Source organism: Tsuneonella aeria (assembly GCF_009827495.1).
Classification (GTDB): Bacteria; Pseudomonadota; Alphaproteobacteria; order Sphingomonadales; family Sphingomonadaceae; genus Tsuneonella; species Tsuneonella aeria.
Genome location: NZ_WTZA01000002.1, coordinates 1 through 12,596 on the forward strand (window position 1 = coordinate 1; position 12,596 = coordinate 12,596).

At 66.5% G+C, this 12,596-nt stretch carries 14 protein-coding genes; 5 read left to right on the top strand and 9 right to left on the bottom strand.

Translation table 11 applies throughout. From position 1 onward, the window contains the following. The 8 genes from GRI40_RS10500 to nadB all read right to left on the bottom strand — a co-directional run. On the bottom strand, positions 1-1,304 hold a 1,304-nt coding region (locus GRI40_RS10500; protein WP_160611550.1), incomplete at its 3' end, for an HAD-IIIC family phosphatase. A gap of 13 nt (positions 1,305-1,317) precedes the next feature. Further along, positions 1,318-1,776, bottom strand: coding sequence for a polysaccharide deacetylase family protein (locus GRI40_RS10505; RefSeq protein ID WP_237489153.1), 459 nt, complete (start codon positions 1,774-1,776; stop codon positions 1,318-1,320). Continuing rightward, positions 1,773-1,976 (bottom strand): hypothetical protein, encoded by a 204-nt coding sequence (locus GRI40_RS10510; protein WP_160611552.1) that lies wholly within the window; start codon positions 1,974-1,976, stop codon positions 1,773-1,775. Before GRI40_RS10510 ends, GRI40_RS10505 begins: the two co-directional genes overlap by 4 nt. 29 nt (positions 1,977-2,005) lie before the next feature. Continuing rightward, a complete protein-coding gene (locus GRI40_RS10515; protein WP_160611553.1) occupies positions 2,006-3,040 on the bottom strand; it encodes a glycosyltransferase family 2 protein in 1,035 nt (344 codons plus the stop codon). A gap of 69 nt (positions 3,041-3,109) precedes the next feature. Further along, complete coding sequence (locus tag GRI40_RS10520; RefSeq protein ID WP_160611554.1) at positions 3,110-3,415, bottom strand: hypothetical protein; 306 nt, start codon at positions 3,413-3,415, stop codon at positions 3,110-3,112. A 10-nt stretch (positions 3,416-3,425) separates the two neighbouring features. Next, the gene (locus tag GRI40_RS10525) at positions 3,426-5,462 is read right to left on the bottom strand and encodes a ribonucleoside-diphosphate reductase subunit alpha (RefSeq protein WP_160611555.1); all 2,037 of its coding nucleotides are present in this window, start codon (positions 5,460-5,462) and stop codon (positions 3,426-3,428) included. A 534-nt stretch (positions 5,463-5,996) separates the two neighbouring features. Next, positions 5,997-6,500, bottom strand: coding sequence for a TonB family protein (locus GRI40_RS10530; RefSeq protein WP_160611556.1), 504 nt, complete (start codon positions 6,498-6,500; stop codon positions 5,997-5,999). 311 nt (positions 6,501-6,811) lie between these two features. Then, positions 6,812-8,419, bottom strand: coding sequence for an L-aspartate oxidase (gene nadB, locus GRI40_RS10535; protein WP_160611557.1), 1,608 nt, complete (start codon positions 8,417-8,419; stop codon positions 6,812-6,814). A 161-nt stretch (positions 8,420-8,580) separates the two neighbouring features. On the opposite strand from nadB, the gene GRI40_RS10540 reads away from it, so the two are divergent. Continuing rightward, positions 8,581-8,766: a hypothetical protein gene (locus tag GRI40_RS10540; protein ID WP_160611558.1), complete on the top strand. Its 186-nt coding sequence runs from the start codon at positions 8,581-8,583 to the stop codon at positions 8,764-8,766. Between the two features lie 24 nt (positions 8,767-8,790). On the opposite strand, the gene GRI40_RS10545 is transcribed toward GRI40_RS10540, so the two are convergent. Then, a complete protein-coding gene (locus tag GRI40_RS10545; protein WP_337190552.1) occupies positions 8,791-9,729 on the bottom strand; it encodes an ABC transporter ATP-binding protein in 939 nt (312 codons plus the stop codon). Positions 9,730-9,784: 55 nt separating this feature from the next. Between GRI40_RS10545 and GRI40_RS10550 the strand changes: the two genes are divergently transcribed. The 4 genes from GRI40_RS10550 (at position 9,785) to GRI40_RS10565 (ending at position 12,596) form a co-directional block, all read left to right on the top strand. Continuing rightward, complete coding sequence (locus tag GRI40_RS10550; protein WP_160611559.1) at positions 9,785-10,036, top strand: zinc-finger domain-containing protein; 252 nt, start codon at positions 9,785-9,787, stop codon at positions 10,034-10,036. A gap of 73 nt (positions 10,037-10,109) precedes the next feature. Beyond that, a complete protein-coding gene (gene tldD, locus GRI40_RS10555) occupies positions 10,110-11,531 on the top strand; it encodes a metalloprotease TldD (RefSeq protein WP_160611560.1) in 1,422 nt (473 codons plus the stop codon). Between the two features lie 95 nt (positions 11,532-11,626). After that, positions 11,627-12,037, top strand: coding sequence for a hypothetical protein (locus tag GRI40_RS10560; protein ID WP_337190553.1), 411 nt, complete (start codon positions 11,627-11,629; stop codon positions 12,035-12,037). Positions 12,038-12,047: 10 nt separating this feature from the next. After that, positions 12,048-12,596 (top strand): DUF924 family protein, encoded by a 549-nt coding sequence (locus GRI40_RS10565; RefSeq protein WP_160611562.1) that lies wholly within the window; start codon positions 12,048-12,050, stop codon positions 12,594-12,596.

The window sequence follows — 12,596 nt, forward strand, 5'->3', positions numbered from 1 at the left end:
AACGCGCGATAGTCCGCATATGCGGCGCCGGCGTGTGTACGGGCGGAGGCGGCGCGATACATTTCGCGGCGGTTTCGGGATTCCTCCGTCACCGATCCCCGCAACCGCGGGTGATCGGCCAGGTCGTGCAAATCGCTGTGGGGGAGGACCTCCACCATCGGAAGCGCAGCGGCGACTTCGGCCCGTTCGAAGGGGTTGTCGTCGACGAACAGTAGGCTGTCGGTGCCGATGTTCAGCGATGCCGCAATCGCCGCCAGACCTTCCGACTTTGGAGCCCAGCTGATCTGCGGGTGCAGAAGGTAGTCCGCAAGACCCGCCGCCTCGAGCCGCGCCATCGCGTCGGCGCGCGCGTTCTTGCTGGCGACTGACAGGAGCACGCCCCGCGCGTCGAGCTGGCGGAACAGGTCTGCGATACCGGGTTGGACCGTCACGGGTCCTTCCAGCAGGACGCCGTCCCAAATGGTATTGTCGAGATCGAACACCACGCACTTGGCGGGCGGTCGAAAGGGCGCATCGGGATCTGTGGGCGCGGGCGGGGCGGGCGCGTCCCAGACGAAATCGAGCGCGCCAAACATGAGATGCGCGCCCTCGTCCCCGTCGATCGTAATCTGCACGAGAAACGGCAGGCCCGATGCCGCGACCGGCGCGAAGGCACCGCCGGGTACTTTGATGCAGTTATAGCCGGGCGCAGCGGTGATGGACTGCCGGAACGGGTGCGGCTGGTCCTCCAGCGCGATGATCCCGCCCACGCGTTCCTGGTCGATCACGATCGCGAGTTGCAGTTTGACCGGCGCCGTGCCGGGGTTGACGATCTCTGCGCGGAAGCTGTTCGGCAGCGGCGCCTGCCTGCCTTGTCCGAGGCGACGCCGAAGCCTCTCGTGCAGGTGGTCCTCCAGCCGGTGCCAGCGGGCGCCGAGCATGCGCGACAAGAATGCGCCGATCCTCGCCATCCACAGGGCGGCGTGCGCAAGCGCGCTCTCGAGGATCGTGATGCGCCGGGCCGGCAACGGGGCCACGCTCCCGCGTGCCTCCAGCTTGCCCCACTTGCGGAAGCGAACATCGGCGAGGACGCGGCTGCCTGAGCGAAGCGGCTGGATACCGTGATCGAAGCGGCGGCATTTGCCAGCCGGGGTCGGGTCGAACAGGTCGCACGTCGCGTAGCACGCGGGCGCGGCGCACTCGGTGCAATGTTCGGCAAAGCTCAGGAAGGCGCGGGCGGCGGGCGTTACAGGCGCCGGAAGCGGCGCCTCCGTCGCGGTGGGCGGCGGCGCTTTCAGGCGGGTGTCGAACTGGAAAACGGCCATCCCGGCAGGGGCCTCAGCGCAAGTGGCGGCGCGCGAAGCGCGATGCGGCGCGCCGGATGCGGGTCGCGGGGCGGGCATGGCCGGAGAGGATCGCGCCGATTTCCGCATCGGTCATGTCGTCCCGGATCGAGGTGCGGTTCCATATCCGCGCGCTGGGTCGAAAAGTGCCTCGGTCGCTGGTCAGGATGCGCGCAAACCCTTCTTCCTGCAGCCGGCGGATCACCCGCCGGTCGTAGGCGCCGAAGGGGATCGCCACCTCGTCCACCGACCGTCCGGCCGCCGCCGCGATGGTGTGGCGGGCGCCGACCAGTTCGTCCGCCAGCGCATTTTCGTCGAGCCGCCGCCAGTCCAGGTGGTCGCGCCCATGCAGCCCCACGGTCATTCCCCCGCGCACCAGCGACCGGAGATCGGCGGCTGACAAGTATCTTGGCCGCCCGATTCGTCCCGCTAACACGTAGAAACGCCCGGTCATCCGCGGCGCGCAAGGGCGTCTGCCGCCATGATGTCACTGGCGTTGCCGTCGTCGAAGGTCACGACGAAACGGGCCGGGTCCGGGGAGCGGGCTATGCGGCCGAGTATCTGCTCGAAGCGTTCCAGCGGGAGCCAGAACGGACGTTCGTCTTCCGCGACGGCGGTGTGCGGCGTGCCGAGACCATGGAAATTCACGGCCACATGACGTCCATGCGCTGAGGGCTGCGTGCTCATGGATCAGGCGCGAAGGCGATTGCGGCCGCCTGCGGCGTGATGACGCGGCGGACTTCCGCAGGCGGGGCCATGCCGAGGAGGCCGGTCATCACCGCTCGCGCCTCGGCAAAGGCCCCCTGCAGGGCGAGTTGCGCGGCCTTCGCCATGCCGTAGGCCAGGGCCCCCGGAACGGAGCGGGGTGCGAAGCGGCGGAGGAAGCGGATGCGGTTGCGATAATTGAAATAGTTGGAAAACGGGCTGGGCCGGCGATCGAAGGAGCCCGTGCCGGTCACGGTCCCGCCATGATGGAGTACGACCGCGTTCGGCACCTGGCGCAAGGGGAGGTCGCCGCGCCGGAAGGCCCAGTCCACCTCTTCGTAATAAATGAAGTAATCCTCGCGCATCAGCCCCACGGTTTCGAGGAACCGGCGCGAGGCCACGCACGATGCGCCGCTGATGAAATCGATCGCGCTCGCGGGCGGCACTGCGGCCGCGTTGGCTGGCCGGTCGAGGTTGGCGGAGTGGCATACGCCGGTCGCCAGCGTTACCGTGCCCCCATCGGTCTGCACCACATCGGGCCGCGCATGATAGACGACACGCCCGCGCATCAGGCCGAATGCGCCGTCCGCCCCGGCTTCGACGAAACGCGCCGCGGCATCGGGCCGCGCCTGGCAATCGGGGTTGAGGAGCCAGAACAGGCCGAGCCCGGGCTCCGCTGCGAGCACTTCCAACGCGCGGTTCGTGGCCCAGGCGAAGCCGTGATTGACCGGGGCGGACAGTAAGGTGAGATCGGCGGCCGCGCGCGTGATCGCGCCGACCGGTCCTTCCGCGAAGGTGATGCGTCCCCCAGCAGCGGCCGCCCATGCGCGGACGGCCGTTATTGTGCCGTCATCGCTCGCGTTATCTACGATCACCACGCGCACGCGGACGCCCTGCGATTTAAACACGCTGTCGAGACACGCGGCGATGATCGCTTCGGACTGGTACCCGACGATTGCCACCCCGATATCGGGGGCGCGCTCTTCCAGGTCGGATCCGGCGATGGCGGTCATCGGGGCAGGCTTTGGCCAACGCGCGAGATCAAGTCCAGCGATGAGGAAGGCCGGGGCAACCGGATTGGATTAGCCGATGGCCTGCACCCGCGCCGAACGTATCCGCCTTCGCAACCACGCGCCGAACACGACGATCGGTGCGGCGAACCATGCGAGGTAGAACCATCCTTTCGGTCCGTCAGCCATCGCGCAGCCGATCATCCTGGCAACGCGCGCGCGCCGCCCGGTGCCGGTGTCGCTGCATGCAAGATCGAGCCCCAGGATATCCGGCAGCATGATGTCGCCGGCAATCCCGATCGCGAAGATCGTCAGGCCCACCGCCAGCTGCCAGCCGCCGATCGTGATCGTGAGCGGCGGCTGGTCGTTGTCCTTCACTGGCAGGTGCTTACTGGCACGCCAGGCATTCGTCGTAGTCGGTCGTCGGCAGTTCGTACTTCGCCGCCTCGGGGGTGTTGTCCGCTTCCACCCCGCCGGCGAACCCTGCGCGCTGCACGCTCTTGGAGCGGAGGTAATAGAGGCTCTTGATCCCCTTCTCCCACGCCTGGAAGTGGAGCATCGCGAGATCCCACTTGTCGACATCCGCCGGGATGAACAGGTTGAGGCTCTGCGCCTGGTCGATGAACGGCGTGCGGTCGGCCGCGAATTCGAGCAGCCAGCGCTGGTCGATCTCGAAGCTGGTCTTGTAAACCGCCTTTTCCTCCGGCGTCAGGAAGTCGAGGTGCTGGACCGATCCGCCCTTTTCCAGGATCGAGTTCCACACGTTGGTGGAATTCTTCGCCTTCTGGTCGAGCAGCTTTTCCAGGTAGGGGTTCTTCACCACGAAGCTGCCCGACAGGGTCTTGTGCGTGTAGATGTTCGCCGGGATCGGTTCGATGCAGGCGCTGGTGCCGCCGCAGATGATGCTGATCGAAGCGGTCGGCGCGATCGCCATCTTGCAGCTGAAGCGCTCCATCGCGCCAGCGTCGGCCGCGTCCGGGCAGGGGCCGCGTTCTTCGGCCAGCACCATGCTGGCCTCTTCGGCCTTCGCGGCAATGTGCTTGAACATCTTCAGGTTCCAGACCTTGGCCATCGGGCTTTCGAACCCGATGCCTTTCATCTGGAGGAACGAGTGGAAGCCCATCACGCCCATGCCGACGCTGCGTTCGCGTGACGCCGAATACTTGGCGCGCGCCATCTCGTCCGGCGCGCGGTCAATGTAGTCCTGCAGCACGTTGTCGAGGAAGCGCATCACGTCTTCGATGAAGACCTTGTCGCCTTCCCACTGCTCCCAGGTTTCCAGGTTCAGCGAGCTGAGGCAGCATACCGCCGTGCGGTCGTTGCCGAGGTGGTCCACGCCGGTCGGCAGGGTGATTTCGGAGCACAGGTTCGAGGTCGAGACCTTGAGGCCCAGATCGCGGTGGTGGCGCGGCATCGCGCGGTTCACCGTGTCGGCGAAGACGATGTAGGGCTCGCCCGTGGCGAGGCGGGTTTCCACCAGCTTCTGGAACAGGCTGCGCGCATCCACCGTGGCGCGCACTTCGCCCGTCTTGGGGCTGGTGAGATCCCATTTCTCGCCCGCGCGGACGGCTTCCATGAAGGCATCGGAGAGCAGCACGCCGTGGTGCAGGTTCAGCGCCTTGCGGTTGAAATCGCCGGAAGGTTTGCGGATCTCGAGGAATTCCTCGATCTCGGGATGGCTGATGTCGAGATAGCACGCGGCCGACCCGCGCCGCAGCGAACCCTGGCTGATCGCGAGGGTCAGGCTGTCCATCACGCGCACGAACGGGATGATCCCGCTTGTCTTGCCGTTGAGGCCCACCGGTTCGCCGATGCCGCGCACGTTGCCCCAGTAGGTGCCGATGCCGCCGCCCCGGCTGGCCAGCCACACGTTCTCGTTCCAGGTGTTGACGATGCCTTCCAGGCTGTCGCTGACGGAATTGAGATAGCAGCTGATCGGCAGCCCGCGATTGGTGCCGCCATTGGAGAGGACCGGGGTCGCCGGCATGAACCACAGCTTCGAAATGTAGTCGTAGAGGCGCTGGGCGTGGTCCTGGTCGTCAGCGTAGGCATCGGCCACGCGGGCAAACAGGTCCTGATACTTCTCGCCCGGCAGCAGGTAGCGGTCGGTCAACGTGTCCTTGCCGAAATCGGTTAGCAGGGCATCGCGCGATTCGTCCGTCGCGATCGTGAAGCGTCGTGCGGAAATCTTCTTGCTGTCGGTGTCCGCATTCACCGCGGATTTCGCCGCGTCCGCTGCCGCGGCCCCAATCTGGGCCGCAAGAGCCTGCGCCGCCATGCCGGCAACCAGTGCCTCGCTACCCGAATCTGCCTTGTCCATGCCGACCACCGTGCGCGTGGAGGGTGCCTGCTCGGCCGTGTCGATCGCGTCCGCAGTCGTCTCGTCGAGCCCCATGGCCGCCTCGTTTCCCGTTCTGAAATCCATTGTTCCCGCCCCACCCATTTGTGCCGACCGATCGGGAATCCTGCCCGATGTTCCGCATCCGTTCGATTCGGGACCGGAGCCCCGCAATTACCATTTCCAGCGGTGGCCCGGGCGAAAACTTTTCCCCAGATTGGTCCCCCCGCGGCTCGCCGCCCTGGCCTCGGACCAGCTTGGATGCATGCGCGACCGATATGGTTGGCGCTGCCCCGAAAACTAGGTCTTGTAGGGTAGGGCCCCCAGCGAACTACCAGTGATTGTGAATCAAGCGGTGGCTGGGCGCAATAGGGTCAAGCTGCGGTTAACCCTGTCGAAGGCGGTTGGCGCAGCCTGCAATCGCCTGACGCGGCAGCCGAAGAGGCGCGGAAATCTGCGGAGTGCGGAAGCGCTCGGGAGCGAACCGGCCTTGGCTGAAGAAATATTTTTGTCCACTGGATCGTGGGTCCGACGCAATGCGCGACAGCACCACCGCCGCCGTCTCCGCAGTACGGCGACGGTAGTGCCCGCCTGCTTGCCGGACAGCGCCGGCGGCGCAGGCTACCGCGCCGAATTCAGAGCCAGCACGCGGCGTTCGCCAGGGGCGCGGGCCATGCGTTCAGCTTCCCATTGCCGGAGCTGCCGGGTGAGCTTGCGCATATGGCCTTCGCTGCCCGCGACCACGATGTTCACGTGCACGTTCTGGGTCCCCGCATAGCCTTGCGGGATCTCGGGAATACCGCGAAGGCGCGACACCGCCCGGCGGGCACTGGTCTGCAATGCACCCGGCGAGGACGCACGGATGACCTGGACATCGCTCGGGCGACCGTCGGCACTGCGGGTGAAGCGCAGCTGGACGATGCCCTGCTGATCCTGCCCGGGACGGGCGCGGCGCTCTTCGTGATCGAGTTCGCGGTCCAGCTTGGTCGTCATGGTATCGACCCAGGCCTTGGCCGTGGGTTGGCCCGACACCACCAGGCCATCGCGCGCCACGTTCTGCGCGCCGGTGGTCGCCGGCATGGCGAGGAGGACAAGGGCAAGGGTGGAAGTGAGTACGGTCTTCATCGGATCATCCTCTCGTTCTTTCGAAATGGATGATCGGCCAGCAAGGCCAAATCGCACGATGTACGAACCGGTTATTATGATGTGATAATAGCGAGTTGGGTCCAATGGTCGATCAGGATCGCGGATGACTGCGGACCAGGCGCTTTCCATCGGCCAGAAAACGCCATTTGACCGCTTCTGTCAATAAATTTCGTCACACAATTGATCCCGGTAATCTTGTCTTGAGATAAGCCGCTAATCCCGCAAGTTTATTTCTCGTATATCAGCGGCGAGCGTCATGGCTCCCCTATGCTGGCCACGGCGCGACTCGCCTATCGAAAGCGTTCGGGCTCCAGCACGGTGTCCAGCGCCACCGGCAGCATATCCGGGTAATCGAGGGTATAATGCAGGCCGCGGCTTTCGTGGCGCAGCAGCGCGCTGCGGACGATCTGCTCGGCGCACTGGTGGAGGTTGCGAAGCTCGATCAGGTCGGTGGTGACGCGGAACGCACCGTAATATTCCTCGATCTCCTGCGCGAGCATGTCGATGCGGTTGCGGGCACGCTCGAGGCGCTTCGTGGTGCGCACGATACCGACGTAGTTCCACATCATCCGGCGGATTTCGGTCCAGTTCTGCTTGATCACCACCTCTTCATCCGAATCGGTGACGCGGCTTTCGTCCCATTCGCGGATCGCGGGTGGGGGCGGCAGGTCGGCCCAGCCGGCGCGGATGTCCTTCGCCGCGGATTCCCCGAACACGAAGCATTCGAGCAGCGAATTGGATGCCAACCGGTTCGCGCCGTGCAGCCCGCTTTCGGTGCATTCGCCGGCGGCCCACAACCCGCCCAGGTCGGTGCGTGCGTCCAGCCCGATCAGCACGCCGCCGCAGGTGTAGTGCTGGGCCGGCACGACCGGAATCGGCTCCTTCGTCATGTCGATGCCGAGGCCGAGCAGCTTTTCGTGGATGTTGGGAAAATGATGGCGGACGAACGCGGGCGGCTTGTGGCTGATGTCGAGATGCACGCAGTCGAGACCATAGCGCTTGATCTGATCGTCATTGGCGCGAGCGACGATATCGCGCGGCGCGAGTTCCGCGCGCGGATCGTATTCCGGCATGTACCGATGCCCCGTCACAGGATGCCGGAGCAGGCCGCCTTCGCCGCGCACCGCCTCCGTGATCAGGAAATTCTTGACCTCGAGGTTGTAAAGGCAGGTCGGGTGGAACTGCATCATCTCCATGTTGGAGACGCGGCAACCCGCGCGCCATGCCATGGCGATACCGTCGCCCGTCGCCCCGCGCGGCGCGGTCGAGAACTGGTACACCCGGCCTGCCCCGCCGGTAGCAAGGACCGTGGCGCGCGCGACGTGTGCCTCCACTTTCCCCGTTTCTTGATCGAGCGCATAGACGCCCCAGACTCGGGCCGGATCGGCTTGCCCCACCGCGCCGCCCACGGCGTTCTGGCCCGTGACAAGGTCGATGCAGGCCCGTCCAGCAAGCAGGGTGATGTTCGGGCTGGCCTCGGCCGCGCGCAGCAGCGCCTCTTGCACGGCCCATCCGGTGGCATCGTCCACGTGGACGATCCGCCGTGCGCTGTGCCCGCCTTCGCGGGTCAGGTGGAGCGCGCCGGCGTCCATGTTGAAGGGGACGCCCAGCGCGATCAGGCGCGCGATCGCCTGCGGCGCGTTCTCGATGACGAACTCCACCGTCTCGCGCCGGTTGAGGCCCGCGCCCGCGATCATCGTGTCGCGGATGTGGTCTTCGAAGGTATCGCCCGCGCCCAGTACTGCAGCGATGCCGCCTTGCGCCCAGGCCGTGCTGCCGCCGGTCAGCGAACCCTTCGCCAGCACCAGCACCCTGTGCGTTTCGGCAAGGGCGAGGGCAGCGGTGAGGCCCGCCGCGCCCGAACCCACCACGATCACATCGAATTGCGCCTCGCTCATGATCCGCCCGCTTCAACATGCCCGGGCGGCCGGCGCAACCCGTGACCTATTCTTTCCGCACACGGCACGAATCCCACGCTTCGACGATGCGATGTTTACGCGGATGCAGCCTGGGCTAACGTTCGGGCGGCAGGGGATGAGGACGGGAAGGGTCGCGAAACATGAAATTCGCACACATTGCGTGCGCGTTCGGCCGGCATAGCGTTGACCGGAGCGCGGTGCGCCGCGTGCACGGCGGGCAGGTGAGCCGGTGCAAGCACTGCACGACACCACTGGAAGAAAGCATGCCGCATCACTGGACGGCGATGTATGTCCGGGATGCGGGGTTGAGTGGGCGCAGGCTCTGACGCGCCGGCCTGACGAGCGGGGCTCTAGCCTGCCCCGCTCGTCAGGCTGACGAACACGTCTTCCAGGTCGGCTTCGCGCGTGGTCACGTCCTCGACCACGAAGCCTTGCTCGGCCACGATGCCCAGCACCTGGCCGGCGGTGATCGTGTCCTTGTCGTACGTGATGGCGACCATGCGATCGCCCTTCTTCTCCGACTTCTTGAACAGGGCGTGCGCCGGCGGCGCGGCCATGTCGCGGTCCACCGTCACCTCGACCACCTTTTCGCCCATCATCCCGACCAGTTCGCGAGTCGGCTTGTCGGTGATCAGCTCGCCATGGTTGATGATGGCGATGCGGTCGCAAAGCTGCTCCGCCTCTTCCAGATAGTGCGTTGTCAGCACCACCGTCACGCCTTCGCGGTTGAGGCGGGTGACAAGTTCCCAGAGCTGGCGGCGCAGTTCCACGTCGACGCCGGCCGTCGGCTCGTCCAGCACCAGGATGGGCGGGGAATGGACCATCGCCTTGGCCACCAGCAGCCGCCGCTTCATTCCACCCGACAGGGTGCGGGCATAGGCATCGCGCTTGTCCGCGAGGCGCACGGCTTCGAGCAGGTCGGCCGAACGGCGCTCGCCCCTCGGCACGCCGTAGAATCCGGCCTGGTTCTCCAGCACCTCGAACGGGGTGAAGAACGGGTCGAAGACGATTTCCTGCGGCACGATCCCGATCGATCGCTTCGCGTTGCGGGGATGGGCGTCAATGTCGAAGCCCCAGATCTCCGCGCTGCCGCTGGTCTTCATCACCAGGCCCGCGAGGATGTTGATGAGGGTGGACTTGCCCGCGCCGTTGGGCCCCAGCAGACCGAAGATCTGCCCCTGCGGCACATCGAAGCTGACGCCTTTCAGCGCAAGCTTGCCCTCTTCCCCTCCGACCCCGGCGTAGCGCTTGGCAAGATCACGGATGCGGATGGCGGGTTCGCTGGGCACGGACGGCCACCTAGGGCGGTTGAAAGGCTGCCGCAATCCCGGTAACGGCATGGGCATGAGCATCCCGCCGCCCGAAGTCACCCTGGTCAGCCAGACCCGCGTCGCCTGCGACGGTGCCGGCGCGATCCGCGGCGGTCCGGGCTATGTGCCGAGTGCGCTGGGCCATCCGCGCGTATGGCTTGAGATCGACGAGCACGGCTATGTCGATTGCGGTTATTGCGACCGGCGTTTCGTTCTGCAGGGCGGGCCGGCCGACGGCGCGAACCAGGCGGGGCTGGCAGATATCGCGGCAGGCGCGACCCCTTAGCTGCACCAAGCGGGCCTCCGGGCCGCGATACCGGGGCTGGCACTGGCGCGCACCAGCGCCCATATCCACCGAGATGACCCCAGATCCCCACGCGCTGCTCTACGACCCGGGCAAGCTCTCCCCCGAAGACGCCCTGGCGATCACCGCCGAAACTCTCCGCACGTGCGACGATGGCGAACTCTATCTCCAGTTCTCGGCGAGCGAGGCGTTTGTCTTCGACGATGGGCGGCTGAAGACCGCCAGCTATTCCCGCGATTCGGGCTTCGGCCTTCGCGGCGTATCGGGGGAGATGACCGGGTTCGCCCATGCCAGCGAGATTTCCGCGGGGGCGATCCGCCGGGCGGGGGAAACGCTGACGCTGCTGGATCCCGCGAAGGGCGCTCGGGCCGCCCCGCCGCCGCGCAGCAACCGCCATCTCTACAGCCACGCCAGCCCGCTGGAAGCGATCGCCTTTGCCGAGAAAGTTGCCCTTCTGGAACGGATCGACGCCATCGCCCGCGCGCGCGATCCGCGCGTGGCGCAGGTCACAGCCAGCCTCGCGGCTTCGTGGAGCGCGATCGAGATCGTGCGGCCCGATGGGTTCGTGGCGCGTGACATCCGTCCGCTCGTGCGCCTCAACGTGTCGATCGTGGCCGAAGCGAACGGCCGGCGCGAGAGCGGCAGTTTCGGCTTTGGCGGACGCTATCTCTACGACGATCTGTTCGCCGAGGTGAACTGGCGCCGGGCGATCGACATGGCGGTGGATCAGGGGCTGACCAACCTCGACAGCCGGCCCGCCCCGGCGGGTGAGATGACCGTGCTGCTCGGTCCCGGCTGGCCCGGCGTACTGCTTCACGAAGCAGTGGGTCACGGGCTGGAGGGCGATTTCAACCGCAAGGGCACCAGCGCATTTTCGGGCCGCATCGGCGAGCGTGTCGCAGCGCCCGGTGTGACCGTGGTGGATGACGGCTCGATCGCCCACAGGCGCGGCTCGCTGACGATCGACGACGAGGGCACGCCGACTCAGGAAACCGTGCTGATCGAGGACGGCATCCTGAAAGGGTACATGCAGGACCGCCTGAACGCCCGGCTGATGGGTGTCGCCGCCACAGGCAACGGCCGCCGGGAGAGTTTCGCCCATGCCCCCATGCCGCGGATGACCAATACCTTCATGCGCGCCGGTGCCGATGATCCGGCAGAACTGCTGTCGCGGGTGAAGAAGGGCATCTTCGCCAAGTCCTTCGGCGGCGGCCAGGTGGATATCGTCAGCGGCAAGTTCACTTTCACCTGCACCGAGGCCTACGCCATCGAGGACGGCCGGCTTGGCGCGCCCATCAAGGGCGCCACGCTGATCGGCGACGGGCCCAGCGTGCTCACCCGCGTCACAGGCATCGGCAACGATCTCGCCCTGGACGAAGGGGTCGGCATGTGCGGCAAGGCGGGGCAGAGCCTGCCAGCGGGCGTGGGCCAGCCGACCCTGCTGGTGGAAGGGCTCACCGTCGGCGGCACCGCGTGACCTTTTGAGCAGGGGGCCGGTCATGGGCGGTTCACCGTGGCTGTGTTATCGGGGCCACGATAACCGATGAAACCTGATCCCTCCTGAGAGCCTGAGTGGAGAGCCGACCGATGCGCACGCTTGTCCTTGCTGCCGCTGCAGCGCTGGCGCCCCTTGTCGTCGCTGCCCCCGCAACAGCGCGTGAGCGCCTGACCGGCGACCAGGAGCTTGCCAAGCTCCTCGAAGGCCGTGTCGCGGGCGAACCGAAAAGCTGCATAAGCACGATTGCCAATCGCGATTCCCGGGTGATCGATGGCACCGCGGTGGTCTATGGTCGCGGCAAGACGATCTGGGTCAACGTGCCGTCGAATGCGCGCGATCTCGATGACGATGATGCGTTGGTGATCAAGATGTGGGGTCCGCGGGTCTGCCGGCACGATATCGTGACCACCCTCGATACGGCATCCGGGTTCTATACCGGCAACGTGTTCCTGCAGGATTTCGTCCCCTACACGCGCGTCGACTGATCGCGCGCCGATGGCTGCCGCCCCGCGCCGCTGGGCGGCAGAGCTGCTGCATTTCTGGTTCCACGTCCTTGGTCCCGCCGACTGGTTCGGCGGCGGGCCGGCGGTGGACAATGCCCTGAGCCGGCGTTTTGCGCGTGACCTGGACGCCTTGCGATCGCAACCCCCGCACGCATTCATGGGCGATCGCCTTACGGCCCAGGCGGCGATCCTGCTGTTCGACCAGGTGCCGCGCAACATCCACCGCGGTACGCCCGAGGCGTTCGCGAGCGACGGTCTTGCACGCGCGATTTGCACCCGCTTCATCGGGCGCGGATGGCACCGCGGCCTGTCCGATCAGGCGCGCACGTTTGCCGGCATGCCCCTGATGCACAGCGAGCGTATCGCCGACCAGCGCGCGAGCCTTGCCTATTTCTTCGACCTGCCGGATGCACGCGGCTTCGCGCGCGATCACTGGCGCATGATCGCCCGGTTCGGCCGGTTCCCACACCGCAATCCCGTGCTCGGCCGTCAGTCGAGCGCGGCCGAGCGTGCCGCCGTCGCGGCAGGGAACGCGTGGTAG

Coding starts and splice junctions, on each gene's coding strand:
- GRI40_RS10505 (WP_237489153.1), bottom strand. CDS start 1,776: ATGACCGGGCGTTTCTACGTGTTAGCGGGACGAATCGGGCGGCCAAGA.
- GRI40_RS10515 (WP_160611553.1), bottom strand. CDS start 3,040: ATGACCGCCATCGCCGGATCCGACCTGGAAGAGCGCGCCCCCGATATC.
- GRI40_RS10525 (WP_160611555.1), bottom strand. CDS start 5,462: ATGGATTTCAGAACGGGAAACGAGGCGGCCATGGGGCTCGACGAGACG.
- GRI40_RS10530 (WP_160611556.1), bottom strand. CDS start 6,500: ATGAAGACCGTACTCACTTCCACCCTTGCCCTTGTCCTCCTCGCCATG.
- nadB (WP_160611557.1), bottom strand. CDS start 8,419: ATGAGCGAGGCGCAATTCGATGTGATCGTGGTGGGTTCGGGCGCGGCG.
- GRI40_RS10540 (WP_160611558.1), top strand. CDS start 8,581: ATGAAATTCGCACACATTGCGTGCGCGTTCGGCCGGCATAGCGTTGAC.
- GRI40_RS10550 (WP_160611559.1), top strand. CDS start 9,785: ATGAGCATCCCGCCGCCCGAAGTCACCCTGGTCAGCCAGACCCGCGTC.
- tldD (WP_160611560.1), top strand. CDS start 10,110: ATGACCCCAGATCCCCACGCGCTGCTCTACGACCCGGGCAAGCTCTCC.
- GRI40_RS10565 (WP_160611562.1), top strand. CDS start 12,048: ATGGCTGCCGCCCCGCGCCGCTGGGCGGCAGAGCTGCTGCATTTCTGG.